Genomic DNA, 24,999 nt, shown 5'->3' on the forward strand with positions numbered 1-24,999 from the left:
GTACCTACCCAATCAGCCGCGGAAAGCCGTGCACGAGCGCGAGCCCGAGCAGCGACTGGGCGACGGCGTAGTGATATAGCAGCATGTAGTTGTCGAAGGTCACGCGCCGCGCGCCGTCAAGCTTGCCGGTGAGATAGCGCGCCAGAGTGAAGAGCCCAAGGATCGTGAGCGCGAAGGCAAGCTGAGCGAAGAGCACCGCGCCGAGATAGACCATGGCGCCATAGGCGTTGTCCCCGGGACGCAAGCCTGTCATCAGATGACCTGAGAGTTCGAGTGCAAGCGCGCCGATCAGCAACGCAAGCGACAGCAGGAGAGCCGCCGCCATTGCAACTGGTGATGCAGCGAGCTTTTCAAGTCTGCGGCTGATGAGCCAGATAGTGGACGAACCGGCGAGCATCAATGCTGCGGCAGAAACCGGCCAGAGCCCGGGCGGTGGAGCCGGAGATCCGGTCGGAGCCCAGACCTCGGGCGAGACGAGCCAGAGAAACAGATAGGAGAAGACGTAGGCGAAATAGAGGGAAGCTGCCACGATCATCAGCACCACCATCGCCCACCACGAATGCGACGTAGGACCGGTCATGTAGGTCGGCAGGCGAATTCCTCTGGCGATATCGATCGTGCCTTTCGAGGGGCCGGGATCGAGCCCCCATGCCCACACGAGAACGAAGGCGATCGCAAGGGCGCCGCAGATGATGGCGATTGTCACCATCTTGACAGTCAGCAGCAGGAAACATGCGGCGGTGAAAACAGCCGCGAGGAAGGGCGGCCAGCCAGGGCCCGGCATCTGAATGACGTATTGCGGTTGGGCATGGATCGGCGATGTGACGATGGTCTCCCGCCCGCCGGTCGGGGCATTGGGCAGGTAATGGTGCCCGTCGCGCACCTCCTGCGGCAGACTCGGTCTGTCCCAGAGAGGCTCTCGCCCCGTGATGTGCGGTATGCTGCGTGTAGAATAGACGTCGTTCGGCAGCCATTCCAACGTCCCGGCACCCCATGGGTTCTCGATTTCCGCGTTTCCGAAACGAAACTTCGCGATGAGGTCGATCAGGAAAATGAGAATCCCGGCGGCCAGGACGTAGGTGCCAACGGTGGAGATGGCGTTCAGCATATTCCAGCCGATGTCTTCCGGATAGGTCCACACGCGTCGGGGCATGCCCTTGAGCCCCGTTAGGTGCATCGGCAGGAAGGTGATGTTGAAGCCAATGAACATCAGCCAGAACACCCAGCGACCCAGCCGCTCCGAAAGCGGCCGGCGGCTGAACAGCGGTATCCAGTAGTAGTACGCCGCAAAAAGCGGGAAGACGAAGCCACCGATCAGCACATAGTGAAAATGGGCGACGACGAAGTAGGTGTCGTGTACCTGATAGTCGAACGGGACCATCGCCACCATCACACCGGTAAGCCCCCCGACAGTGAAGATGAACAGGAAACCCAGGACAAACAGCGACGCGGTCGTCATGCGAAACCGCTGCCGCCCGGCGGCGATGGTGGCTATCCAGGCGAAGACCTGGATGCCTGACGGGACGGCTACCGCCATGCTGGCTGCGGAGAAGAAGGCAAGACTCATTGCCGGTATGCCGGTAGTGAACATATGGTGCACCCACAGGCCGAAGCTGAAGAAGCCGGTGCCGATCAGCGCCACGACGATCAGGTGGTAGCCGACGAGGGGCGTGCGGGCCATGGTCGGCACGATCATCGAGACGAGGCCTGCCGCCGGAAGGAAGATGATGTAGACCTCCGGGTGTCCGAAAAACCAGAAGAGGTGCTGCCACAGCAGAGGATCGCCGCCGCGCGCGGCGCTGAAGAATGGCCAGCCGAACGCCCGCTCGATCTCGAGCATCATCGTTGCCAGGATCACCGCGGGAAAGGCGAACATGATCATGCTGGCGAAGATCAGCATGGTCCAGGCGAAGATCGGCATCTTTGCGAGCGACATGCCCGGAGGTCGGGTTCTCAGCGTGCCGACGACGATCTCGATCGCACCGGCAATGGCCGAGATCTCGATGAAGCCGATCCCGAGCAGCCAGAAATCGGCGTTGTCGCCGGGTGAATATTCCGTGAGCGTCAGCGGCGGGTACATGAACCAGCCGCCTTTCGGGGCGAGGTCGTAAAAGATCGTCGAAAAGAACACCAGGCCGCCGACGACATAGGCCCAGATCGCGAATGCGCTAAGGCGAGGGAAGGGCAGGTCACGGGCGGCAAGCATCTGCGGCAGCAGCATGACGCCGAGCGCCTCCACCGCCGGCACGGCGAACAGGAACATCATGGTGGTGCCGTGGACGGTGAACATCTGATTGTAGAGGTCTTGGCCGATGAGGCGGTTGTCGCCCACGGCCAGCTGCGTGCGCATCAGCATCGCCAGAACGCCGGCCATCAGGAAGAAGAGAAATGCGACGCCGATATAGAGCAGGCCGATCACGGTATTGTTGACAGCGGTCAACAGCCGCCAGCCGCGCGGCGTCGCCCAGATGCGCTCGAGTTCACGGACTTCTCCTTCGGGACGGGGGGCCGGGTTGGGCAGTTCCATTATCCACCTCCACCGGAAACGTCGCGCAGGAAATAGAGCACGATCAGGCCGGAGAGATAAACGCTCAGGACCGCAAAGGAGTCGTACCCCATCTTGAATATTGTGCGATCCCGCCTCTCCACCAGGCCAATGAAGAATATTGCCGTGACGGTGATCGCGATCAGCGCGGCAAAGGTCTCGAAGCGCCCGGCACTGTTCATCACGGCATCGGCGCCTCCCGTTAGATCGATGAGGAAGAGAAACGATGTGTCGATGAGGTTCGTACCGAAAATGTCCGACATTGCCATGGTGTAGAGGCCGGCCCGGGTGGCGCTGAAAACCGTGCTCACCTCCGGGAGCGAGGTTGCGATCGCCACCAGCACCGCGCCGACGAAGCTCTGGCCGAGTCCGGTGGCTTCGGCAATCGCTTCTCCGCTGCGCGAAAGCATGTAGCCTGCAAAGAGGATGATGGCACCGGTGCTTGCAGCGCCCCAGCCCGCCGCCTTGAGGGATTGCCCGCCGCTCACCTTTGCTTGCTGCCGCGCCCGCCTTTCTTCGTTCTCGCGTGTCACATCCTCGTCGTTGGCGATCCAGGGCCTGTCGCGTTGCGCGCGCGACAGCACCCAGAGGCCAAATCCGGTCACGGCTGCGAGAAGCCACATCCACAGCCCGGCGAACAGAACCGGTGTGTCGCCCACGACGATGGAAGCGGCGACGATCGACAGGAGAAGGATCTTGAACCCGCCCTGAAGCATGACGATCGGGTCCGGGATGACGGAGGTTAGCGCCTGGCGACCGATCACCATGTCTGCCAGCGCAAGGATCGCCACCTGCATGGCGATGCCGCCGAGCATGCTGTTGACTGCGAGGCTGGCGTCACCACTCAGCGACGAGCTCACCGCTACCGCCAGCTCCGGCAGGGAAGTCACGCCGCCAAGAAGCACGACGCCGATGAAGGCCTGCCCGAGCCCTGTCTTCTCGCTGATGACATTGGCATAACGCGCGATTCTGACACCGGCCATCCAGACCGCCATCGCTGCTCCGGCGAATATGGGAATGTTCAGCCACAGTCCGAGACCGGCGAAATCGAGCATCGGTAGTCACCTCAACTGGTCGAGATAAGCGGCAAGCTGCCGCAATTCGCCATCCGTGAAGATTTCATAAGGCGGCATGAGATTTTCCGGCTTCACGTGCTGCCCGTCGCGGATCCAGCGGACGAAGGCGTCCGGATCGTTCTCGAGCGTGGCGGCGGCAAGCGAATGCCGGCTGCCGACATGCGTCAGGTCAGGTCCGATGGTGCCTTGGGCCTCCGTTCCGCGCACCCTGTGGCATGCAACGCAGCCGGATGAGAGGAAGAGCGCCTGGCCCGCCACCTGGTCCTCGCCAGACGGGTTTCGGGCGTCGCCGGCCTCCCGATCGAGCCAGGCTGTAAACTGATCCTCCGGCATCGCGATCGCGAAAAAGGACATGAAGGCATGCGGCCCGCCGCAATACTCTGCACATTGGCCCCGGCTGATCCCCGCCTCGGCTACCTGAAGGGTAAGACGGTTGGTGCGGCCGGGGATCATGTCGAGCTTGCCGGCAAGGCGCGGGATCCAGAAGCTATGGATCACGTCGGCGGATGTCAGTTCGACCTGTACTGGCCGCCCGACAGGCAAACGGATCTCGTTGGCGCTCTCGACGCGTCGGCCGGTTTCGTCGACATAGGTCACCCGCCACCACCAGCGTTCGCCGACCACCTCGATGCGCAATTGCCCGTCTGCTCGGGCGGCGGCCGGAGACCCTGGGCCCATCAGGTAAAATCCGTAGCCAAGCAGGAGGGTGAGGGCAACGATCGGGAAAACAACACCGCCTCCGATCACCAACCGCTCGTTGGCAAGGCGTGCGCGCCAGCGCCCGCCGCCGCGCAGCGCGGCGGCCGTGATCAGGCCGACCGCCAAGAAAACGGTGGTGGAGAACACGATCAGCAGCCAGGTGAGGGTATCGATGCGTTCGGCTTCGGTGCCAGAAGGATCGAGTGCTGACTGGACGCCGCTGCAGCCCTGCAGCGCGAGGAGGAGGAGGAATGCTGCGACCGACCTCGCTAAGCTCATCGGCTCGACTCCGCGACCGGGGCCTGAGGCACGTCGCCAGCTGGCAGTGAGGCGAAGTAGGCGGCGACGTCTTCAATCTGCTGCTGGTCGAGCGCAGTGGCAACGACCGCCATGATCCTTCCATAGCCAGTCCCTCGCCGTCCTCCGCGATGCCAGAGTTGCAATTGGCCTACGATGTAGGCGGCGTTCTGACCGGCGAGTACCGGGAAATCCGGCGACTGCCGCCCGGAGTGACAGTTCATGCAAGCGGGCACCTGCTCTCGCGGTATGCCGCGGGTGGCGATGGCTTGCCCACGGCCCAGCTGTTCCGGATCGCGGGAGATGGAAGTCTCGACTGCAGGAGGCCGCAGTCGGGCATAGTGGGCCGCCAGTTCTCGCCTCTCACGTTCGCTCAGCAGGTCTGCGACTGGCTCCATCGCGCCGCTCGCGCGGGTCCGTCCAGCATATTCCCTGAGGCTGCGCAGGAGGTAGGCCTCGGGCAGCCCCGCAAGCCGGGGGATGCGGTCGCCATTGGTGCCAGTGCCTTCGCTTTCATGGCAGCGTCCGCAGCGGGTGAGGACCCCGGCATTCGCCAGCCCCTCGTCACCACTGCGACCGCCGCGAGTGACACCAGCGAGGTCCTCATAGATTTGGCTTGCGGAGGGGAGGCGGGCAAGAAACGCCGTCACCGCCCAGACCTCGTCCTCGCGTCTCGGATCAGGCCATGCCGGCATTCCGGTGTATTTCAGGCCGTTCTTGACGATCCAGAAGATTTCCTCCGACGGGCGCCGCTCGCCCACGTCCAGCAGATCCGGCGGTGGGGGCAGCATGCCGCCGACGATCGGGTTTATCCCTTCACCGGGCCGGCCGTGACAGGGCACGCAACCGCCTTCGTAATGCGCGGCGCCGAGGCGGATCAGGCCTTCCTCATCGAGCGGCGGAACTTTGATCCCGAAACTGCGGACGTCGATCGAACGTTCGCGGAGAATTTCGATCAACCAGGTTGTAATCTGCAAATGACCTGTCGAGGCGGCGATATTGTAGACCCCTGACAGGATAAAGACGGCGCCCGCGAGCACGAGGCCGCCGGCGGCCGCACCGGCCATCTTCGCAACGGTGGTCCAGGGCAGGTCCTTCAGCTCCACGCTTCCGCATCCGTATTCGATTTGTCTACCGGGATTGATTCCATGGCGAACAGCCATCGCGCCGCCATGGCAATGCCGGCGAGAACATAAGTGGCCGGACAGGCGGCAAGCATGATCAAGCCGGCTAGTTGCTGGTCAGCGAGGCTCGCCGTGAGTGCAGGCGCCTCGAGGGCCGTGTGGTGGCCGGCAAACTGGCCGTAGAGCGCTCGCGGGGCGAACACGAAAAGCACCGCCAGTAGGCAGTAAAACTTGCTGGTGACGAGGAGCGCGAGGACAGGTTTCCAGAAGTGGTTTCCCTGGAACCGAAGGAGCAGCCACCAGAACAGGAGGGCACTCAGCAACAGCGTTCCATGCATCAGCAGGAGCAGTAAATCCGAGGCGAAAGCGCGACCGAGAATCGGTGGCGCGTGCCAAATCCAAAGGCCGGCAAGCTGCGCCACTGTAGCGAGCGCCAGTGCGATCGCTGAGGGCTCGCGCCTACGCTCATGGAGGGCGCATAGAAAGAGCGCCGCCGCCGGCGCGAGGAGATTCATCAGCAGGATGTGCATGACCATATGGCTTGCCAACGGTCCCATCAGCTCCAACCTCCGGCAAAAACGGGCGCAACGTTCAAAATTCGTCCCGGGCCGGGCGCGGATGCGCTCCGCTCAAGCAAACGAACCCTGGAACTCCCCAGCCGCGTTCTCGCCTAACCGGCCTTTCGGCCTATGGTTCCCTTGCCGGAACTGTGCGTTCGTCTCATCACCTTCTGTAGAGAGCCGGAAGGACAAGCGTTTCCCGGCTGAGCGAAAATCGGGAGAGCCAGCGGAACAATCTCCAGAGCGCGCCATTTCTCCCTTCGTTGCTGCGATCGACGCGGGTGGAGGAAGACATGGCGGAGACACATGCTATTTCGCGGCCTCGAGCCCTTTCCGATTATCCTGGACGGGAGGCGGATTGCGTCGCCGCCCTGAGGCCAGCCGTCGCAGAATTGGCTGAAACCTCACAGGACAGCATCGTCGCAGCCATGGGTGGAGAGATGACCGACGACTTGCTGGCGCTCGCCCGCAAAGCTGAAAAGGCGGGCTGGCGCTTCGAGGAGGCTTCCGATGCGATCGAGAAGCTGGCGCGCGAATACGAGGGTGCCAAAGGCACTATTTTTGACTGAGTGCCGACAAACTCGGCCCGGACAATTAAGACAGCATAGCTGCGATATGGTGGTGGCCCTTGCCGAAACTGGGCGTCCTGACCTTTCATCGATGCATCAATTACGGGTCATTCTGGCAGGCACGATGTCTGATCGATGGTCTTCGTTCGCTCGGGGCAGACCCTGTGATACTTGACCACCATTCCAGCCGCGTCCGTCGCGCCGAGTGGCGTTGTGCGTTCCAGCCGCTTCTGCCAGCCCGCACAATGGCATCCGACCTTCCGCTCTATTCGGCAAAGATTCGGCGGTTCGCCGACGCGTGTCGGTCGTTTCCGCTGAGCCGCGCATTCGAACTGGATGACCCGGTGGACCTCGAAACCTATGAAAGCATCGTCGTTGGAAGCGACGAGGTCTGGAACCTGCGACACCCGTGGTACGGCGGGTGCCAACTCTTCTATGGAGAAGGTCTGCGTGCGCAGCGGATCGTCTCTTATGCGGCGACCTTCGGGAGCCTCACGGCTAGCCGAGGGCTCGACCGCTATTGGGCCGACAAGCTTCAGAGGTTCGACGCGATCTCGGTACGGGACGAGAATTCGAAAGGGATCGTAGAGAGCACATTGGGGCGGGAGGCGGCGCTCGTCCTCGACCCTTGCCTCCTGTTTCCGGAGGCAATCGCGGCTACCAGGCATGATGCGGCCGCCGCCCCCTATGTGGCGGTATACGGACATTCCTTTCCCCGATGGTTTCAGGTGGCGGTCCGCTTCTGGGCAAGGTCGCGTTCGCTGCCACTCGTCAGCATCGGCTACCGCAACGACTGGGCGGACGCCCAGTGGATCGATGCGGGACCTTACGAATTTGCGGGGTTCATTGCCGATGCCCAGGCGGTTGTCACGAACTTCTTTCATGGATGTGTCTTCTCGCTCTTGAATGAGAAGCCCTTCGCTTGCGTGCTCTCCGACTACCGCTCCAACAAGGTTTGCGACCTCGCGCAAACAACCGGCGCCGAGCGCCACCTGGTCACGGAGGAAACGCCGCAAGCGACCTATGCCACCATTCTCGAAGAGGCGGTGGAGCCGGCGATCGCAGACCGGCTCGTGAAGCTCAGGCTGCAATCCAAGGGTTACTTGGACAATGTCCTCGGCTGAGCCATCCGAACGTGGGCCGGTTGGTGCCGCGATCACGCCGAGACAGATTTGCAGATCGGGATTGTGTATCGGCTGCGGAGCCTGCATGGCGGGGGTTGACGCGGACCGCCCCAGAATGCGGCTCGACCGCTATGGCCAGTTCAAGCCGGACGCTACTTTGCCCCATTTGCCGAACGGCCCTGGAATCGCGCACGTTTGCCCGTTCTCGCCCCATTCGAGAAACGAGGATGAAATCGCGGCCGCGCGCTTTTCCTCTGCGCGCTACGTGGATCCGTTGATTGGCCGCTTTCACGCTGCCTATGTCGGGCATGTGGCGGAGGGCAGCTTTCGAGCAGATGGCAGCTCCGGCGGCATGGCGAGCTGGACGGCCGTCGAGCTCTTGAAAGAACGCCTGGTCGATGGCATCGCCCATGTGGTTCCGCAAACCGCAGGTGGAGAAGGCAAGCCTCTCTTCGGATACCGAATTTCGCGAAGCGTGGAAGACGTCTGCTACGGCGCCAAGTCGCGCTACTATCCGGTGGAGATGTCCGGGGCCCTTGATGAAATGCGCCGCCGCCCAGGGCGCTACGCGGTCGTCGGCATCCCCTGTTTCGTCAAGGCCGTGCAGCTTCTCCGTCTTGAAGATCCGGTCCTTCGGGATCGCATCCCCTTCACGCTGGGTCTCTTCTGTGGACACATGAAAAGCGCGCGGTTCGTCGAGAGTTTTGCCTGGCAGATGGGGGAAAGCATTGAGAGCATCGCTGCCGTGGACTACCGCCTCAAGGATCCTCGAAGACCTGCCAACTGGTACACCGCCCATCTGCGCCTGAAGGACGGAAGTACCCGGAGCAGGGACTGGTGGCACCTGGCCGATGGCGATTGGGGTGCGGGGTTCTTCCAGAACTCGGCTTGCAATTTCTGCGACGACCTCACCGGAGAGACAGCCGACATCTCGTTCGGAGACGCCTGGGTGGAGCCCTATTCGTCGGACGGCCACGGCACGAATGTCGTTGTGGTGCGCTCGCCTGAGCTTCATCGGCTCATCGATCGGGCGGTCGAGAAGGGGCGGCTCAATCTCGAAGAGGTCGACAGCGCCTTCGTGGTGCGAACGCAGGCCGCGGGCTTCAGGCAACGCAGAGAGGGGCTCGCCTTCCGCCTGAGTTGGCCGCGTCTCGGTGTCAGGCCAGCAAAGCGCGTACCGCCGAGTTTTACCGGCCTGCCGGCCCGCCGCATGTTGATTTACTGGCTGCGCAGCGCGATCAGCGCGCAGAGCCACCGCGTATTCTGGTGCGCCAGGACATTGCGCATGCCGCAGCTTTATATTCGATGGGCCTCAACGATGCTCGCCCTTTACCAGGGCATCACTTATTCGCGGGGCTGGATCGGCAGGCTCTTTGGACCACGATGAATTCAATAAGGACGCGCGGCGCTGAGGTTAGCGGGAGATGCTGGCGGGCGATTGCACACGCTTTTCCTCGTCCCGCGCCAGCTCCATCGCCCGGTGCGGCGGAGGCGACTGGGCGAGAGTATCCTGCGCCGACGGCGCGTAACGGTCGATCATCTCCGCACAGAATTCGGCGAATTCCTCCGGCACGACAGGCGCGCTGGTGTGATGCGGGGCGAGGCCCCTGTGCTCCGGCGTGAAGCAGAAGGTAACGGCTACATCGAAGTCGTCGAGCGCTTCCATCTGGCGGTCGAACCAGTCCAGCGCGTTAGGCCGGAAACGATCCGCCCACGACAGGCCGGTTCGCAAATAACGGACTCCGAGACGCTTCATCCACATGACGGCGTCGTCAAGCCGCGGGTCCTCGAAATGGAACCACTGCATGAGCCCCATTTCCGGCGTGTGCCGGGCAAACTCGTCGAGTGCCGGTTTCGGCGTGCCGTCCTCGCGAAGGAGCCCCATGTAGAAATGTCGATAGTAGGAGGACCCCTCCGCTTCCTTGTGCCGTGTGGTCGCCGGCCAGGCACGCGGCAGGTCATAGAGGCTGTACCATTGGATCCGCTCGACTCTGCCCTTGAGGAGTTCGGCGGTCCTCTTCAATCCCCAAAGCTGCACCTCCTCGGCACCGAAGCTCGAGACGCCGACCTCGCTGACCCATATTGGCAGGTCGGTCACGGTCCGCAGCTCATCGAGCTTCTGTGGCCATTCCTGCATCTGCCAAAGGTTCCAGTCGAGCGGAAAGCCGTGTGCGGCCACAGCGTCGACATGATCGAGAACATCGTAGGACTTCATCAAGGCCATGAAGTCTGGATCGATAGGCGAAATGCCTCCCAGCACGCGGGTGATGCCCGGATTGACCTCGCCGATTGCCACCGCAGCCAGTTTCGCCATATGCGCAAAACGGCTCCAGTCCGGATCGATCTCCGGATCCCAATGCGACTTGTTGTTGGGCTCGTTCCAGATCATTGCAGCTTCGATCATCAGTACCTCCGAGCTGGCGAAAAGGTCGGCCGGTTTGGTCCGGAAATCGGTCTAACCGTGCGGCCGCAATCACGGCACGTTCTCATTCAAGCTCAGGATCTTCGCTCCCCAATCGCCTGCCGCCACGGCAGAAATCGAGGCGGGCGCGATTTCGAACCGAGGCCAGGCGTCCGCCGAAAGGCCGAGAACGTGACAGACAAAGGCCTTGAGCACATCGGCGTGACTGACAAGGACGACGCAGCCGCCGACGTTTTGCTCCAGCACCTGTTCGACGAATTCCATCATTCGCCGTTCAACGTCGAGCATCGTTTCGCCGCCCGGAGCGCGCACCATGCTTCGTATGCAATTCCACCGACGCCATTGTGGGTCCGTATTGAGAACCTCGAACGGCTTTCCGGACCAATCGCCGAAATTGACCTCGTCGAGGGCATCTGCGGTTTTCACCTCTGCAATCTTCGAGACGGCGGCAATCGCGGCCGCCGTCTCCTGTGTCCGCTTGCGCGGGCTGGCGTAGATCAAGTCAATTCGCTCGCGCTCGAGGCGAGCAGCCAGGCGCTGAGCCTGCTTGCGACCTTCGATCCCCAGCGACACGTCCTGGGTCCGGCCGGCGAGGAAGTTTCCGATCCTGTCATGGGCGGCGTGCCTGACCAGAAGAAAAGTCGTCGTCACTCGGCCGCTCCCAGCAGTACACTATCCGTCTCTCCAGAAATGAATTCCTCCAGCCGCCGGCGCGCTTCCGCGTCGGTGAATTGCCGCGGCGGAGACTTCATGAAATAGCTGGAAGGCGCGATCAGCGGACCGCCCATCTTGCGGTCCATGGCGAGCTTCGCGCAGCGAACCGCATCGATGACGACACCGGCAGAATTGGGCGAGTCCCAGACTTCGAGTTTGAGCTCGATATTGAGGGGCACGTTGCCGAACGTGGTGCCTTCCACGCGGATATAGGCGAACTTGCGGTCGGCAAGCCACGGCACGTGGTCGCTCGGTCCGACATGGATGTCCCCCGGCGACAGCGGAACGTCCAGTTGGCTGACGACGGATTGGGTCTTCGAGATCTTCTTCGATTCGAGCCGCTCGCGTTCCAGCATGTTGAGGAAATCGGTATTGCCGCCAAAATTGAGTTGATAGGTGCGGTCGATCCTCACGCCCCGTTCGCGACAGAGATTAGCAAGTAGCCGATGCACGATCGTCGCCCCGACCTGGCTCTTGATGTCGTCGCCGATCAGCGGCAAGCCGTGTTCGGCGAACCTCTTCTGCCAGCTCCTGTCGGAGGCGATGAAGACCGGAATGCAGTTGACGAAGCCGCAGCCCGCGGCAAGTGCCTGCTCCGCATACCAGCGCGTCGCGACTTCCGAGCCGACGGGCAGATAGGAGACCAGGACATCCGCCCCGGACTGGCGCAGGACCTTTGCGACGTCGACTGCCGGCTCCTCGGACTCCTCGATCTCCTCGCGCAGGTATCGCCCGATCCCGTCGAGCGTCCGGCCCCGCTGAACCATCACTCCGGTCGGGCCGACGTCGGCAAAACGGAACGTGTTGTTGGGCTTGGCATAGATCGCTTCTGCGACGTCCCGGCCGACCTTGGAGGCGGTAACGTCGAAAGCGGCGCAGACCTCGATATCACGGACGCGATAGCCGCCGAGCTCGACGTGCATCAGCCCGGGAACCGTTTCCTCTTGCTTGGCGTTGCGATAATAGGTGATCCCCTGGACGAGCGAGGATGCGCAGTTTCCGACGCCCACGAGCGCGATTCGAACGGAATTCGATCCCATCTCCGCCACTCCCACACAGCATCTACAATGCTTCCAAAACCCCCGCGCGGCGGAATGGTTCCTTCAACGGCACGTATTACGTGGATCGAATTCCCCGGCTGCGCGTTCAAGGCGTGGGGAGATGAGCGGAAGGATGCTGATATACGGCGACCTTAAACGTCGCGAGCGCGCTGATGATCTCTGCCAGGCGATCGCCGCCCGGCTTCACGCGATCGAGTGCCGGCCCGCGGGACTCGAACGGCACGCAGCACTCGTCGGCATACTGATTGCGCTCGGCGAGTTGGCCCAAGGGTTGGCGGATTTCGAGTTCGAAGGACGGGGCGCGGATGATTTGTCGCCCATGCACAGGGCGGCCGCCGGCATTCTGCTGGACGCCGCTAGGCTGGTTTCCCAATCCTGGAAACGCGGCTTTGCCGGCGACATGAGGATACCCAAGCGCGCCTTCGCCCGGCTTCGGCAAATGGAGCATCCACTGACACTCTCGATAAGGGAGCCGGAGGGCTATGCCTTCTATGCGGTGTACCCGGAGAGCTACATCGAAGCTGCAAGGCGTTCCGGGCTCGGCAAAAGCACGAGCGTGATCGGGATCCGATCGATCGGGACCAGCCTTTCGGCGGCCGTTTCCGCCGCGATCGGAGCCGCAACGCCGGCCACGGTCCGACCAACCGGTCACCCTTTCCGGAGGCAAATTGCAATCGGCGCGCAGCTGAGACAGCAGTTCCTCCGCGATACGATCACAGATTTCGCGATCGTCGACGAGGGCCCTGGTCTCTCCGGCAGTTCCTTCGGCAGCATGGCGGACTGGCTGGAGGAACACGCAACCGGCGAAAGGCACATTCATTTCTTTCCGGGACATAAAGGAGACTTGGGGCCGGAGGCCTGCGGCCGCCATCGTGACCGATGGGCGACAAGTCCACGCCACGTCGTCGGAATGGATGAGCTGCTCCTCGAAACAGCCAACCCGCGGCACCAGCTCGCCTCCTGGGTCTCCGATCTCGTGGGCCCCCTGGTGCGGCCGATCGAGGACTTTTCCGGCGGCGCATGGCGGCGGGCTTTTCCCGGAGGGTGCAACGGCTGGCCACCCGCCGACCACAGGTTCGAGCGTCGGAAATTTCTTGCACATACTGGAGACGGCGCGTGGCTGGTCAAATTCGCCGGCCTCGGCGACATCGGCGAGGGGAAGCTCGTAAGGGCGCGCATTCTCGCCGAAGCCGGGTTCACGCCGCCCGTCGCAGGACTCCGTTACGGATTCCTGGTCCAGAAGTGGGTGCCCGCACCCATCGTAGCAGAAGGCTTTGAACGCGCTGAGTTCATATCCCATCTCGGCCGTTATCTGGCCTTCCGCGCGCGCTGCCTGCCGCCGCCGGCAGCGGCTGGAGCATCGCTTTCCAAACTCTCCGGGATGGCCCTGGCCAACACAGAGGAAGGATTGGGCGCCGCGGCAGTTCGCGGGCTGAAACGGTGCATCGCCGACGCGTGGCGCTACGAAAGCCTCATTGTACCGGTCGATACGGACAACAGGCTCCACGCTTGGGAATGGCTCGCCGCAGGAGAGCACCGTTTCCTGAAAACGGACGCGGTCGATCATAGCGCCGGTCATGACCTCGTCGGCGCACAAGATATGGCGTGGGATATTGCGGGTGCGGTCATCGAGTTCGGTCTGTCGCCGCGGGAGGCGGCCACCCTCCGCGCGGCCATTGCGGACGGGTGCAACAGGGCCGTGAGCACGGAATTGCAGGCAATCTTCGAAATCTTCTATCTGGCCTTTCAGCTCGGGCTATGGACGTCTGCCAGGCAGCTCGCTCCGGCCGTGGAGATCCCTCGGTTGGAAGCGGCCGCCTCACGTTATGCAATGCTCCTGCGGCAACGCATCACGGGAAGCGGAGGTTAGCGGCATCCGAGCGCGCGAACTGCTTATCGCCCGTAAATCCTGTCGAGGATATCGGCGACCACCACGAAGCACCCGTTTTCCGGATCAAAGCCTTCTCCTGCGGCGAGACGTTCAGCCCAGATCGCGGCTGCGCGCCCGCCCCAATCGTCCGGCGGCGTCGCAAGCACCTGCCGTTGCGTCCCCCGGTGGAGCTCGGCCGCGAAATCGAGGAATGACCCCTTTACATTTCGAAAACTCGCACCGCCTTCGGTGCCGTGGAAATCCGCTCCGATCACCGCATCACAGCCAGCATGCAGATGCCATGAGCATGTAATCCGCGCGACGACGCCGTTGGCCAGTCCCAGCGTCGCAACCGCATAGTCCTCCACCTCCTCGCCATTGCGGCGGATGCGGGCGCCCTTGGCAAACAAGCTGCTCTCGATGCTGACGACCTCCGGGAAGCCCAGGGTCCAAAGCACGAGGTCGACGAGGTGCACGCCGAGATCGATGACGCAACCGCCACCGGACAGAGCCCTGTCATAGAACCACGGCTTGCTGGGACCATAGGCATTATGAAATGTGAGGTCCACCGCGAAAATGGTACCGAGTTCGCCCGAGACGATCAGGTCGCGAATCTTTCGCATGCCTTCCGTATAGCGATACGAGAAGTCCACGCCGAGAAGCCTGTCGGCATGCCGAGCGGCATCGACAACTGCCGCGGTTTCGTCCCTCGTTCTGCCGAGCGGCTTCTGACAGAAGACCGCTAGCCCTCGCTCCAGCGCCACAATCGACTGGGCGGCGTGAAGCGCGCTCGGGGTGGCGACCACGACAGCATCCAGACCTTGATCAAGCAGCGCCTCAAGCGAGCCGACGATCGAGGCCTGAGGCGCCAGCTCGCGGGCGGCGGCCGCCATCTCCGGCAGCGGGTCCGCGATTGCGACCGTTTCGGCCGCGCCGGATTCGACGATTGCCTTCATTCGAAGGAGCCCGATCCTGCCGACTCCGAGAAAGCCAATACGGGGCCGGACTGATGAGGCGTCAGTTGCGGAAAACGATCTTGCGTCATTCATTGCAAATCACCAGAGCCTTGATGAATCCTTCGGGTCGATCGCGGGTCATATCAAGTGCGTCGCCGAGCCGTTCCAGGGGAAAGCGGTGGGTGTAGAGCCGCGTGGGGGATAGGCGGCCTGCGGCCGTCGCCTCGATGGCCTCGTGGATGCCGCGCATGTAGACGGCGGGATCGCGCTCATGCGCATTGATCACGTCAAGGCCGCGCCAGTTCCAAAGCTGCATGTTGACCTGGCGCGGGCCGTCTTGATGGTAGCCGGCGATGACCAGGCGGCCGCGCTCCTTCGTCAACTCGCCCGCAAGATCGAGCGGCCACTGTTTTCCGACTGCCTCGATGACGCAATCGCAGAAGCTGCCCGAGGTCAGTTGCTTCACCTTTTCGATGATTTGCCAATGATCGTCCATCGGGATCACAGCGCTCGCGCCGGCAGCCTCAGCCGAGAGGAGCGAAGAAGGCCTGCGTGATATGGCAATGACACGTGCGCCCGCAGCGCCCGCAAGCTCCGTCAACAGAATGCCGAGAAAACCGATTCCGACGATCGCCACCGTCTCGCCCGGCTTGATCCCGCTCCGCCGGAAGATGTTGAACGCGCAGCCGAGCGGCTCCCCGGGAAAGGCGTGGCCGTTGAGTGCCGCGGGCAGGGGAGCGATGGCGGCCTGGTCTGCGATATCGTGGGTTGCATAGGCATGATAGGAGAGGGCGGCGACGCGATCGCCAACGCTATACCCATGCACGTCCTCCCCGACTTCGTCGATGACACCCCAGCCCTCGTGGCCAAGCGCGCCGGGATCGGTCGGGAAATGCATCCAATCCGGTCCCGCCCAGGGCACCAGGTTAGAGGCGCAGACGCCGCAACCCTCGAGCCTGACGCGCACCTGACCAGGGCCGGGTTGCGGGAGCGCCAGCCGCTCTATCCGCACCTTGCCGGGACCGGTGATGATTGCCGCCGACATAGTCCCGGTCGCCGCATCCGGCGTTATACCCATGATTGCTCACTCCCCTTCCTCGTGGCCAATGGGGCCAACGTCGCGGCAAGGTGCCGATGGAAGAAATTCCCCCTCCGCGTGCGTTCAGCAGCGAACCCGGTCGGGTCGCTTCGGCCGCCTCGCGCCGTTAACTTCAAGTGGCGCCTTTTGTTCCTGGCGCATTTTCTCGGAACCGTTGCGCACGTCTGAGGTTTGTACCTCGTGCGCCAGGGGTGGAGCGGAAGCCAAGCTACAAACATGTAAGAAGAAGTCATAGAAGAAGGAACTTTTGCGGCGCACGTTTGTTGGAGCTTTGTCTCTATTTCTGGTGAGTCCTAATCAGGTGCGTTATGACAAAGGTACTTGTGACCGGCGGCTGCGGTTTCATCGGCCGCCATGTGGTCGAGGAACTTCTTTCAAAGAATTACGACGTGCGGGTATTGGACGTGCTCAACGAGCAGGTCCATGGCGATGCGCGGACGACCATCCCCGCTCATGTTGACATGCGGCAGGCCGATATCCGTGACGCGGATGCGGTCAGGAGCGCCCTCGCAGGTGTCGACCAAGTCGTCCATCTTGCCGCCGAAGTCGGGGTCGGCCAGTCGATGTACGAGATTGCCCGATATGTTGGCGTCAACGACCTAGGCACGGCCGTCCTGCTCGAGACGATGATCAAGACGCCGATCCGGCGCATCGTCGTAGCCTCTTCGATGAGCGTCTATGGCGAAGGACTTTACCAGACGGTGACGGGCGAGCGCTTGCCACATGCCCGCCGCTCCGCGGCTGAGCTCAAGGCGGGCGCATGGGATCCGGTCGGCCCCGAGGGGGAACGGCTGCTCCCGATCCCCACCGATGAACACAAGCCTGTCGACCTCGCCTCAATCTACGCGCTGACGAAATACGCCCAGGAACGCCAGGTTCTCATCTTCGGCGAAGCCTATGGCGTCGAAGCCGTGGCGCTTCGGCTCTTCAACGTGTTCGGTGCCGGTCAGGCACTTTCCAATCCCTATACCGGCGTGCTTGCCAATTTCGCTTCGCGGCTCGCCAACGGTCAGCCGCCCATGGTGTTCGAAGACGGCCGGCAGCGCCGCGACTTCGTTCACGTTCGGGACGTCGCGCGTGCCTTCCGGCTGGCGCTGGAGCAGCCGCGGGCCGCGGGCCATCTCATGAACGTGGGCAGCGGTCATGCCTATGCGATTGCCGATGTCGCTTCGCTGCTCGCCGAGGCCATGGGGGTGCCCGAGCTTAAGCCGGAGATCATGAACAAGGCGCGTGCAGGCGACATCCGCAATTGCTTCGCCGACATCGCCAAGGCGCGCGAACTGCTCGGATTCGAGCCCGTCCATATGCTCGAGCATTCGCTCGCGGAATTCGCCGAATGGGTTCGAAGCGTCGGCGCGATAGACAGGGGCGCCGAAATGAAGCGCCATCTCGAGACGCGAGGGCTGGTGATATGAGCGGCAGACCTCCGCACAAAAGAGTGCCGGGCTTGTCCGCGCCCGCTTTGGCTCGGAAGAAGAGAGCAATCGTCGTCGTCGGCGGCAGCGGCTTTGTCGGCTGTAATCTGGCCAACAGCTATTTGAAGGAAGGGGAGGACGTCATCGTCCTCGACAACCTCAGCCGGCCCGGCGTCGACCGGAATCTCGAATGGCTCGCCGACAATCACGGCAGCGCAGTCCAGCCAGTCATTGCCGATATCCGCGAGCTTCCTGCAATCGAGCCGGTCATCAAGGATGCGAAGGCGGTCTTCCATCTAGCGGCACAGACGGCGGTGACGACCAGTCTCAAGCAACCGATCGACGATTTCGAGACAAATGCAAGAGGCACACTCAACGTCCTCGAAGCCGTGCGGCGGACCGGACGGCGCATGCCCGTCATCTTCGCCAGCACGAATAAGGTATATGGCGCGCTGGCCGGCATGCAGATGAAGGAGATCGGGTCGCGCCACCTGCCGACGGACGCAACGACGCGCCGGTATGGCGTGAGTGAGGCCCATCCGCTCGATTTCTGCACGCCCTATGGATGTTCGAAGGGCGTCGCGGACCAATACGTCCTTGACTACGCCAAGTCCTTCGGAGTTCCCACGGCCGTGCTTCGCATGAGCTGTGTCTATGGTCCAAGGCAATTCGGCACCGAGGATCAGGGATGGGTCGCGCATTTCCTCATCCGAGCGCTCGCCGGTCAGCCGATCTCCATTTATGGCGATGGTAAGCAGGTTCGAGACATCCTCCATGTCAGCGATGCCGTTGCCGCGTACCGGGCGGTCCTGAAGTCCATCGACAATCTCGAAGGACGGGCCTTCAATCTCGGCGGGGGCCCCGACAATGCTGTCAGCCTTGCCGAAGTACTCTGGGAGATCGAGCTTTTGAGCGGCCGCCGCCTCGTCACGGTTACGAGCGACTGGCGCGCCGGCGATCAACTGTACTTTGTTGCCGACACGCGCGCGCTTGAGCAGGCGGTCGGCTGGAAAGCGCATACGAGTTGGCGCCAAGGCCTGCGTGATCTCCATGCCTGGCTCCTCAGGGACTGGATCGCGGTCGATGCCGTCCAGCGACAGCCGAGGAGGGTTACCGCATGAGGGATCGTGCCCAGCCCATCGAACAGAGAGCGCATGAGCACAGCGACCTTCGGCTGCCGCGGCGGGTTCTGATGAGTGTCGATGCCGTTGGCGGCGTCTGGCGATACGCGATGGACCTCGCAGAAGCCATGCGCCCGTTGAACATCGAAACGGTCTTCGTCGGCTTCGGCCCCGCCCCCTCGGAAGGGCAGCGGCGCGAGGCGAACCGCATCGGCGTGCTTGAATGGCTGGCCGTGCAGCCGGATTGGATGGTTGAAGACGAAGCTGCGCTCGATGCGGTTGCCGGAAGCCTGGCGGAACTGTCGCTCAAGCATTCCGCCGATCTCCTGCATCTCAATCTTCCGTCACATGCGGCGGGGCTCCCGCTGCAAATACCGGTTGTCGCGGTATCGCATTCCTGCGTCACGACATGGTTTGAGGCAGTGCGCGGCTCCGGATTGCCGGCGCATTGGCTCTGGCAGAAACGGCTGAACCGCGATGGTTTCGACCGTGCCGACGTTGCGCTTGCGCCAACCCGGAGCCATGCGGCGGCTCTCAACCGCTGTTACGGCCCGATCCACAATCTCATGGTGGTGCGAAATTCGAGTCGTGCGCCTTGCCGGACCGGTGCCAAGGAGTCTTTCGTCTTTGCTGCGGGCCGGTGGTGGGACGAGGGCAAGAACGGTGATGTGCTCGACCTGGCAGCTGCCCGGATGCGCTGGCCCCTCGTTGTGGCTGGGTCCTGCATCGGCCCGAATGGCGAGCAACTGGCCTTCGACCATGCCGAACACCGTGGCGAACTCAGCCATGACGGGACGATGGCGGAGATGTCCAAGGCTGCCATCGTCATCTCTCCATCGATTTACGAGCCCTTCGGCTTGGCCCCGCTCGAGGCGGCACGCACCGGTGCTGCCCTCGTCCTATCCGACATCGACACCTATCACGAACTCTGGGACGGCGCCGCGCTATTCGCGGATCCGCGAGATCCGGCGGCCTTTGCAAAAGCGGTCAACCGGTTGGCGATGGATGCCGGGCTCAGGGCCGAATTGGGGCGGCGCGCGCAGCTGCGTTCCGGCGATTTCACCCTCGAAGCGCAACGTGATGCGATGCTCGACGTCTATCGGCGAGCGATGCAGCGGCCCTCTCGATTGACTGCGGCGGAGTGAATGATGCGGTTTCTCTTTTACACCCATTCGCTGATTTCCGACTGGAACCATGGCAATGCCCATTTCCTTCGCGGCGTCATGCGGGAACTTCTTCTGCGCGGACACGAGGCTATGGCACTGGAGCCGAGCGACTCCTGGAGCCGTGTGAGCCTCATCGAGGATCAAGGCGTCGGACCCGTCATGGCCTTCCTTAAGCACTTCCCAGCCCTGCGTACCGAAATCTACGGCGCTGGTTTTGAACACGAAGCAGCGGTAGGCGCCGCGGACGTGGTGGTGGTGCACGAATGGACAGATCCGAAAGTCGTCGCCCGTCTCGGTCGGATCCGGCGCAATGGCGGCCGCTTCGTGCTTGTCTTTCACGATACCCACCATCGCGCTGTCACGGCCAAGTCCGACATAGCCAGGCTCGACCTTTCGAACTACGACCTCGTGCTTGCATTCGGCGAGGCGCTGCGCGAGCGATACCGGCGCGCTGGCTGGGGCAAGCATGTGTTCACCTGGCACGAAGCCGCCGACACTTCCCTGTTCCGCCCGCTGCCTGACGTCGAGAAGCAAGGCGATCTCATCTGGGTCGGTAACTGGGGCGATGACGAGCGCAGCGCGGAGATCGTGTCCTTCCTCGTCGAGCCCGTACGACGGCTGGGGTTGAAAGCAACCGTCCGTGGTGTGCGCTACCCCGCCGCCGCACTCAAGAAACTGCGCGAGGCCGAGATCTTCTATGGCGGCTGGCTTGCCAATGCGGCGGTGCCACGCGCTTTCGCGGCGCATCGGGTGACGGTGCATATTCCGCGTCGGCCCTATGTGAAGGCCCTGCCGGGCATCCCTACGATCCGTGTCTTCGAGGCGCTCGCCTGCGGCATTCCGCTGATTTCGGCACCGTGGAACGACGCGGAAGGTCTCTTCCGCCCCGGTCGGGACTTTCTCCTTGCCCGGAACGGCGACGAGATGGCGAGGCTGTTGCGCCAATTGCTCTGCGACCAGGATTTCGCCGGGGAACTGGCGGCCTCGGGCCTGGAGGCCATCCGTGCGCGCCATACGTGCGCACACCGCGTGGACGAACTGCTGGAGATCGTTGGGCGCTACAGGTCGAGAGGGGTGACCGAACAGGTCGCGCTCGAGGAGGCGGCGTCATGAGGATCGCGTTTTACGGCTCGAGTCTCGTCTCCGCCTATTGGAATGGCGCTGCGACCTACTACCGAGGCCTGCTTCGCGCATTGGCTTTGCACGGCTACGACATCACTTTCTACGAACCGGACGTCTATGACCGGCAAAAGCATCGCGACATCGACCCGCCGACGTGGTGCAAGGTCGTCGTCTATGCGGGCAACGTCGCGGCATTGAAGGACGCAGCGGCAGAAGCAGCAAATGCCGATATCGTCGTCAAGGCGAGCGGCGTCGGCTTCGAGGACGACCTGCTGCTCGCCGAAGTCATCGCCGCGTCCCGTCCGGGCGCACTGAAAATCTTCTGGGATGTCGACGCGCCGGCGACACTCGCTGCGCTCAAGGAGGCCCCCAACCATCCGCTCCGGCGTGCGCTCGCCTCGCTGGACCTCGTGCTGACCTATGGCGGAGGCGGCCCCGTCGTCGAGGCCTATCGGGCGCTCGGCGCCAATGCTTGCATCCCGATCTACAACGCACTCGATCCCGAAACGCACCATCCAGTGCCGGCAGAGCCTCGCTTTGCCGCCGATCTCGCGTTCCTGGGCAACCGCCTGCCGGACCGCGAAGAGCGCGTCGAAGCGTTTTTCCTGGAGCCGGCGTCGCGGCTGGCGAGCCGGCGCTTCTTGCTTGGTGGCGCCGGATGGCAGGACAAACCCTTGCCCGAGAACGTCAATTATATCGGCCACGTTCCGACGGCCGATCACAATGCCTTCAACACAACCCCAACGACCGTCCTCAACATCTCGCGCGCGAGCATGGCGGCAAATGGTTTTTCACCCGCGACCCGCGTCTTCGAGGCGGCCGGTGCGGGCGCATGCCTGATCACCGACGCCTGGGAAGGCATAGAGCAGTTCCTGAAACCCGGAGAGGAAGTGCTGGTCGCGAGAGACGGGCGGGACGTCGCCGACCTGATGTGCGAGTTAACTCCGGTTCGCGCCCTGGAAATCGGTGAACGCGCCCTCAAGCGCGTGCTGGGTGAACATACCTATGCCCATCGCGCAGCGGCTGTGGACCGAATTTTCAGGCGCAGATTGCGCGCCCAGGAGGCTGCCGAATGACCCGCCCGCTCGACATCGTTGTTATCGGGCTGTCGCTTTCCTCCTCCTGGGGCAACGGCCATGCCACAACCTTCCGGGCGCTTCTTCGGGGTGTTGATGCAGCCGGGCATAAGGTGACCTTTCTGGAACGCGATATGCCATGGTATGCATCCCGCCGCGACCTGGCCAAACCCGGCTTCTGCAAGCTTTTTCTCTACGGTAGCGTCGATGAGCTCATGAGTTTGCATGGGCAGAAGCTCGCGGGTGCTGATGCAATCGTGATTGGCTCCTATGTGCCGGATGGCGTGGAAGTGATCGATGCCGTCGCCGATCTCGCCCCCAAGCGGCTTTGCTTCTACGATATCGACACCCCGGTGACGCTTTCAAAGCTGCGGCGCGGCGACGAGGAATATCTGGCACGCCGGCAGGTCCCCTGTTTCGACGTCTATTTTTCCTTCTCAGGCGGCAAAATCCTCGACCGGCTTCGCGATGAATTCGGCGCGCGACGAGCTTGTCCGCTTTATTGTGCCGTCGATCTCGAAAGGTATCGCAATACCGGCGCCAAGCGGACGTGGGATCTCGGTTATCTCGGAACCTATAGCCCCGATCGGCAGCCGACGCTCGAGAGGCTTCTGCTCGAGCCTGCGCGGCAATTGCCTGAGATGCGGTTCGTCGTTGCCGGGCCCAGCTATCCCGCAGATACCGCTTGGCCGGAGAACGTCGAGCGCATCGAGCATCTGTCGCCGTCCGAACATGCGGACTTCTACAGCCGTCAGCGCTTCACGCTGAACGTGACGCGGGCGGATATGATTGCAGCGGGATGGTCGCCGAGCGTCCGTCTCTTTGAGGCGGCCGCTTGCCGTACTCCGCTGATCAGTGACTGGTGGGAGGGTATTGGTCACTTTTTCCCGCCCGGCGAGGCGGCCATCATCGCGCATAGCAGCGTTGATGTCGTCAGAGCACTGACGGGCGTGAGCGAGCGCCGGCGTCGCGCGATTGCCGGCACTGCCTATGATCGCGTCGCAAGCGCCCACAGCGCCGAGGCGCGCGCCCGCAGTTTCATCGAAACAATTGAGAGCGTTGCGCCGAAGACCGATCTCGCCCCGAGACATTGCGAGCGGCGGCTTCCTGCCTAGCACTGAAAGGAGAACGGCCTATGGCAAAACGAAACAGAGCCAAGCACGAAAAGGTCATCCTGGTTGCCGGCGGCGCCGGCTTCGTGGGGTCGCACCTTTGTGCAGCCCTTCTTGACCGTGGCAACCGGGTGATCTGCCTCGACAGCTATCTCACGGGCTCTCCCGCCAACGTCGACGCTCTGCAGCGCCACCCGAAATTCTCGATGGTCGAGCAGGACATTTGCGATGAAATCGACATCGAGGTACCGCTCGATCAGATCTACAACCTCGCATGCCCGGCCTCGCCGCCACATTATCAGGCCGACCCCATCCACACCATGATGACCAGCGTGGCGGGAACCGGGAATCTACTGCGCCTGGCCGAACGGCACGAGGCGGTGTTTCTTCAGGCATCGACGAGCGAGATCTACGGCGATCCGGAAAAACATCCGCAGCAGGAAGACTATTGGGGACACGTCAACTGCACAGGCCCAAGGGCCTGCTACGACGAGGGCAAACGTGCGGCCGAAACCCTCTGCTTCGACAGTCTACGGGCAGGAAGCGTGGACGCGCGGGTCGCGCGGATATTCAACACATACGGCCCGCATATGCGCCCGAACGATGGCCGCATCGTCTCCAATTTTATCGTCCAGGCACTCAACAACGAACCGCTCACCATCTATGGCAGCGGCGAGCAAACGCGTTCCTTCTGCTACGTTTCAGATCTCGTCGAAGGCCTGATCAGACTCATGAACTGCACGCTTAATCCTGAGGGGGCGGTCAATCTCGGCAATCCTGGCGAATTCACCGTGATGGAGCTTGCCGAACTGGTCCTATCGAAGATCAAGACCACCTCGAGCATCGTCCATGCGCCCTTGCCCGAGGACGATCCGCTGCGGCGCAGGCCTGATATCACCCGAGCCAAGGCGCTCCTTGACTGGGAGCCGAAGGTGCCGCTGACGGAGGGATTGCCCCAAACCATCAGCTGGTTCAGGACGGCTCTCGCGAAGAATCGAGCGACTGAACGCCGGAATCGTTCGGGGCACCAGCAACCGGCAACGGTTCTTTCACAGATTGGTTGAGCATGGCTGAGGAGACAAAAAACCGTTTGTTGCTTCAGGACGAGATTGCGGCGCTCGGACCGTGGTTTCACAACATGCGGATCCGAGGCATCGAGACCGCACCGGATCACTTCCTGGGCGATTATCCGATGGTGAAGTGGCGGGCCTTCAAGCATATCGTTCCGGAAGACCTTGGTGGCAGGAGCGTGCTCGATATCGGCTGCAACGCCGGCTTCTACGCGCAGGAAATGAAGCGCCGCAATGCCGGGCGCGTGCTCGGAATCGACTCAGATCCACATTATCTGCGGCAAGCGAAGTTCGCTGCTGAACAGGCGGGAGTCGAGATCGAATTCAAGCTCATGTCCGTCTACGACGTTGCCGAGTTGCGCGAAAAATTCGACCTCGTCCTATTCATGGGCGTTCTCTACCATCTCCGCCACCCGCTGCTCGCGCTGGACCTGCTATACGAACATGTGGTGGGTGACGAAATGCTCTTTCAGTGCATGCAGCGCGGGGCGGACACAGTGGGATCATTGGAGGCCGACTACGATTTCAGCGAGTGGGAAATTTTCGATCGCCCGGATTATCCCAAACTCTTCTTCGTTGAGCATCGCTTCGCGGACGATCCGACCAACTGGTTCATTCCGAACCGCGCCGGCGTCGAGGCCCTGCTGCGCAGCGCCGGCTTCGCGATCAAGGCTCATCCGGAGCGGGAGGTCTACCTGTTGCAGCGAGGCGTGCGGCCCTACCTGGATGAGCCGACCCTGCGCGTCGCCGGAAGCCGGACGAAACCCTGACGATTGCGTCCGCCGGATGCACTAGCCTCGC

General features: G+C 62.6%; 22 protein-coding genes. 12 read left to right on the forward strand and 10 right to left on the reverse strand.

Going from position 1 to position 24,999, the window contains the following annotated elements:
- Nucleotides 1-4 precede the first annotated feature (4 nt).
- From ctaD to J2Z31_RS05750, 5 genes are read right to left on the reverse strand one after another with little or no spacing between them, the layout of a single operon-like run.
- On the reverse strand, nt 5-2,527 hold the full coding sequence (ctaD, locus tag J2Z31_RS05730; protein WP_209600889.1) for a cytochrome c oxidase subunit I: 2,523 nt from the start codon (nt 2,525-2,527) through the stop codon (nt 5-7).
- Nucleotides 2,527-3,600, reverse strand: a complete 1,074-nt coding sequence (locus J2Z31_RS05735) for a sodium:calcium antiporter (protein WP_209600890.1) — start codon at nt 3,598-3,600, stop codon at nt 2,527-2,529. Before J2Z31_RS05735 ends, ctaD begins: the two co-directional genes overlap by 1 nt.
- A 6-nt stretch (nt 3,601-3,606) precedes the next feature.
- Nucleotides 3,607-4,599, reverse strand: a complete 993-nt coding sequence (locus J2Z31_RS05740) for a cytochrome c oxidase subunit II (protein WP_209600891.1) — start codon at nt 4,597-4,599, stop codon at nt 3,607-3,609.
- A complete protein-coding gene (locus J2Z31_RS05745) occupies nt 4,596-5,684 on the reverse strand; it encodes a c-type cytochrome (RefSeq protein ID WP_234939323.1) in 1,089 nt (362 codons plus the stop codon). The genes J2Z31_RS05740 and J2Z31_RS05745 overlap by 4 nt, the downstream gene beginning before the upstream one ends.
- Before the next feature lie 29 nt (nt 5,685-5,713).
- Complete coding sequence (locus tag J2Z31_RS05750) at nt 5,714-6,298, reverse strand: cytochrome c oxidase assembly protein (RefSeq protein WP_209600893.1); 585 nt, start codon at nt 6,296-6,298, stop codon at nt 5,714-5,716.
- A 296-nt stretch (nt 6,299-6,594) separates the two neighbouring features.
- Between J2Z31_RS05750 and J2Z31_RS05755 the strand changes: the two genes are divergently transcribed.
- From J2Z31_RS05755 to J2Z31_RS05765, 3 genes are read left to right on the forward strand one after another with little or no spacing between them, the layout of a single operon-like run.
- Nucleotides 6,595-6,870, forward strand: a complete 276-nt coding sequence (locus J2Z31_RS05755; protein ID WP_209600894.1) for a hypothetical protein — start codon at nt 6,595-6,597, stop codon at nt 6,868-6,870.
- A gap of 59 nt (nt 6,871-6,929) precedes the next feature.
- Complete coding sequence (locus tag J2Z31_RS05760; protein ID WP_209600895.1) at nt 6,930-7,994, forward strand: polysaccharide pyruvyl transferase family protein; 1,065 nt, start codon at nt 6,930-6,932, stop codon at nt 7,992-7,994.
- Complete coding sequence (locus tag J2Z31_RS05765; protein ID WP_408022009.1) at nt 7,981-9,381, forward strand: Coenzyme F420 hydrogenase/dehydrogenase, beta subunit C-terminal domain; 1,401 nt, start codon at nt 7,981-7,983, stop codon at nt 9,379-9,381. The genes J2Z31_RS05760 and J2Z31_RS05765 overlap by 14 nt, the downstream gene beginning before the upstream one ends.
- A gap of 27 nt (nt 9,382-9,408) precedes the next feature.
- Here J2Z31_RS05765 and J2Z31_RS05770 read toward each other — a convergent pair whose 3' ends face one another.
- The 3 genes from J2Z31_RS05770 to J2Z31_RS05780 all read right to left on the reverse strand — a co-directional run bounded on the left by J2Z31_RS05770 (nt 9,409) and on the right by J2Z31_RS05780 (nt 12,170).
- Nucleotides 9,409-10,398: a glycoside hydrolase 5 family protein gene (locus J2Z31_RS05770; RefSeq protein WP_234939261.1), complete on the reverse strand. Its 990-nt coding sequence runs from the start codon at nt 10,396-10,398 to the stop codon at nt 9,409-9,411.
- A gap of 69 nt (nt 10,399-10,467) precedes the next feature.
- On the reverse strand, nt 10,468-11,067 hold the full coding sequence (locus J2Z31_RS05775) for a histidine phosphatase family protein (RefSeq protein WP_209600896.1): 600 nt from the start codon (nt 11,065-11,067) through the stop codon (nt 10,468-10,470).
- Nucleotides 11,064-12,170, reverse strand: coding sequence for an inositol-3-phosphate synthase (locus J2Z31_RS05780; protein ID WP_209600897.1), 1,107 nt, complete (start codon nt 12,168-12,170; stop codon nt 11,064-11,066). The genes J2Z31_RS05775 and J2Z31_RS05780 overlap by 4 nt, the downstream gene beginning before the upstream one ends.
- Nucleotides 12,171-12,291: 121 nt before the next feature.
- Between J2Z31_RS05780 and J2Z31_RS05785 the strand changes: the two genes are divergently transcribed.
- Nucleotides 12,292-14,061: a hypothetical protein gene (locus J2Z31_RS05785; RefSeq protein WP_234939262.1), complete on the forward strand. Its 1,770-nt coding sequence runs from the start codon at nt 12,292-12,294 to the stop codon at nt 14,059-14,061.
- 23 nt (nt 14,062-14,084) lie between these two features.
- On the opposite strand, the gene J2Z31_RS05790 is transcribed toward J2Z31_RS05785, so the two are convergent.
- A complete protein-coding gene (locus J2Z31_RS05790; RefSeq protein ID WP_209600898.1) occupies nt 14,085-15,110 on the reverse strand; it encodes a Gfo/Idh/MocA family protein in 1,026 nt (341 codons plus the stop codon).
- Nucleotides 15,103-16,095 carry an MDR/zinc-dependent alcohol dehydrogenase-like family protein gene (locus tag J2Z31_RS05795; RefSeq protein WP_209600899.1) on the reverse strand — a complete coding sequence of 331 codons (993 nt, stop codon included), beginning with the start codon at nt 16,093-16,095 and terminating at the stop codon, nt 15,103-15,105. Before J2Z31_RS05795 ends, J2Z31_RS05790 begins: the two co-directional genes overlap by 8 nt.
- A 329-nt stretch (nt 16,096-16,424) precedes the next feature.
- Between J2Z31_RS05795 and J2Z31_RS05800 the strand changes: the two genes are divergently transcribed.
- Genes J2Z31_RS05800 through J2Z31_RS05835 form a run of 8 tightly spaced genes read left to right on the forward strand, consistent with a single transcriptional unit; the run spans nt 16,425 to nt 24,968 of the window.
- On the forward strand, nt 16,425-17,531 hold the full coding sequence (locus J2Z31_RS05800) for an NAD-dependent epimerase/dehydratase family protein (RefSeq protein ID WP_209600900.1): 1,107 nt from the start codon (nt 16,425-16,427) through the stop codon (nt 17,529-17,531).
- Nucleotides 17,528-18,652, forward strand: a complete 1,125-nt coding sequence (locus J2Z31_RS05805; RefSeq protein WP_209600901.1) for an NAD-dependent epimerase/dehydratase family protein — start codon at nt 17,528-17,530, stop codon at nt 18,650-18,652. Before J2Z31_RS05800 ends, J2Z31_RS05805 begins: the two co-directional genes overlap by 4 nt.
- On the forward strand, nt 18,649-19,797 hold the full coding sequence (locus J2Z31_RS05810) for a glycosyltransferase family 4 protein (protein WP_234939264.1): 1,149 nt from the start codon (nt 18,649-18,651) through the stop codon (nt 19,795-19,797). Before J2Z31_RS05805 ends, J2Z31_RS05810 begins: the two co-directional genes overlap by 4 nt.
- A gap of 3 nt (nt 19,798-19,800) precedes the next feature.
- Nucleotides 19,801-20,931: a CgeB family protein gene (locus J2Z31_RS05815; protein ID WP_209600902.1), complete on the forward strand. Its 1,131-nt coding sequence runs from the start codon at nt 19,801-19,803 to the stop codon at nt 20,929-20,931.
- A complete protein-coding gene (locus tag J2Z31_RS05820; RefSeq protein ID WP_209600903.1) occupies nt 20,928-22,016 on the forward strand; it encodes a CgeB family protein in 1,089 nt (362 codons plus the stop codon). The genes J2Z31_RS05815 and J2Z31_RS05820 overlap by 4 nt, the downstream gene beginning before the upstream one ends.
- Nucleotides 22,013-23,131 carry a CgeB family protein gene (locus J2Z31_RS05825; protein WP_209600904.1) on the forward strand — a complete coding sequence of 373 codons (1,119 nt, stop codon included), beginning with the start codon at nt 22,013-22,015 and terminating at the stop codon, nt 23,129-23,131. The genes J2Z31_RS05820 and J2Z31_RS05825 overlap by 4 nt, the downstream gene beginning before the upstream one ends.
- Nucleotides 23,132-23,151: 20 nt before the next feature.
- Nucleotides 23,152-24,192, forward strand: coding sequence for a UDP-glucuronic acid decarboxylase family protein (locus J2Z31_RS05830; protein ID WP_209600905.1), 1,041 nt, complete (start codon nt 23,152-23,154; stop codon nt 24,190-24,192).
- Between the two features lie 2 nt (nt 24,193-24,194).
- Nucleotides 24,195-24,968: a TIGR04290 family methyltransferase gene (locus J2Z31_RS05835; protein ID WP_209600906.1), complete on the forward strand. Its 774-nt coding sequence runs from the start codon at nt 24,195-24,197 to the stop codon at nt 24,966-24,968.
- Nucleotides 24,969-24,999 lie beyond the last annotated feature (31 nt).

This window comes from Sinorhizobium kostiense (assembly GCF_017874595.1).
Taxonomy (GTDB): Bacteria; Pseudomonadota; Alphaproteobacteria; order Rhizobiales; family Rhizobiaceae; genus Sinorhizobium; species Sinorhizobium kostiense.

Bases quoted from the DNA above. Each gene is read 5' to 3' on its own strand.
- J2Z31_RS05790 (WP_209600898.1), bottom strand. From the start codon at position 15,110: ATGAATGACGCAAGATCGTTTTCCGCAACTGACGCCTCATCAGTCCGG.
- J2Z31_RS05815 (WP_209600902.1), top strand. From the start codon at position 19,801: ATGCGGTTTCTCTTTTACACCCATTCGCTGATTTCCGACTGGAACCAT.
- J2Z31_RS05780 (WP_209600897.1), bottom strand. From the start codon at position 12,170: ATGGGATCGAATTCCGTTCGAATCGCGCTCGTGGGCGTCGGAAACTGC.
- J2Z31_RS05800 (WP_209600900.1), top strand. From the start codon at position 16,425: ATGACAAAGGTACTTGTGACCGGCGGCTGCGGTTTCATCGGCCGCCAT.
- J2Z31_RS05830 (WP_209600905.1), top strand. From the start codon at position 23,152: ATGGCAAAACGAAACAGAGCCAAGCACGAAAAGGTCATCCTGGTTGCC.
- J2Z31_RS05735 (WP_209600890.1), bottom strand. From the start codon at position 3,600: ATGCTCGATTTCGCCGGTCTCGGACTGTGGCTGAACATTCCCATATTC.
- J2Z31_RS05750 (WP_209600893.1), bottom strand. From the start codon at position 6,298: ATGGGACCGTTGGCAAGCCATATGGTCATGCACATCCTGCTGATGAAT.
- J2Z31_RS05755 (WP_209600894.1), top strand. From the start codon at position 6,595: ATGGCGGAGACACATGCTATTTCGCGGCCTCGAGCCCTTTCCGATTAT.
- J2Z31_RS05805 (WP_209600901.1), top strand. From the start codon at position 17,528: ATGAGCGGCAGACCTCCGCACAAAAGAGTGCCGGGCTTGTCCGCGCCC.
- J2Z31_RS05745 (WP_234939323.1), bottom strand. From the start codon at position 5,684: ATGGCCGGTGCGGCCGCCGGCGGCCTCGTGCTCGCGGGCGCCGTCTTT.
- J2Z31_RS05740 (WP_209600891.1), bottom strand. From the start codon at position 4,599: ATGAGCTTAGCGAGGTCGGTCGCAGCATTCCTCCTCCTCCTCGCGCTG.
- J2Z31_RS05835 (WP_209600906.1), top strand. From the start codon at position 24,195: ATGGCTGAGGAGACAAAAAACCGTTTGTTGCTTCAGGACGAGATTGCG.
- J2Z31_RS05820 (WP_209600903.1), top strand. From the start codon at position 20,928: ATGAGGATCGCGTTTTACGGCTCGAGTCTCGTCTCCGCCTATTGGAAT.
- J2Z31_RS05765 (WP_408022009.1), top strand. From the start codon at position 7,981: ATGTCCTCGGCTGAGCCATCCGAACGTGGGCCGGTTGGTGCCGCGATC.
- J2Z31_RS05825 (WP_209600904.1), top strand. From the start codon at position 22,013: ATGACCCGCCCGCTCGACATCGTTGTTATCGGGCTGTCGCTTTCCTCC.
- J2Z31_RS05810 (WP_234939264.1), top strand. From the start codon at position 18,649: ATGAGGGATCGTGCCCAGCCCATCGAACAGAGAGCGCATGAGCACAGC.
- J2Z31_RS05770 (WP_234939261.1), bottom strand. From the start codon at position 10,398: ATGATCGAAGCTGCAATGATCTGGAACGAGCCCAACAACAAGTCGCAT.
- J2Z31_RS05785 (WP_234939262.1), top strand. From the start codon at position 12,292: ATGAGCGGAAGGATGCTGATATACGGCGACCTTAAACGTCGCGAGCGC.
- ctaD (WP_209600889.1), bottom strand. From the start codon at position 2,527: ATGGAACTGCCCAACCCGGCCCCCCGTCCCGAAGGAGAAGTCCGTGAA.
- J2Z31_RS05795 (WP_209600899.1), bottom strand. From the start codon at position 16,095: ATGGGTATAACGCCGGATGCGGCGACCGGGACTATGTCGGCGGCAATC.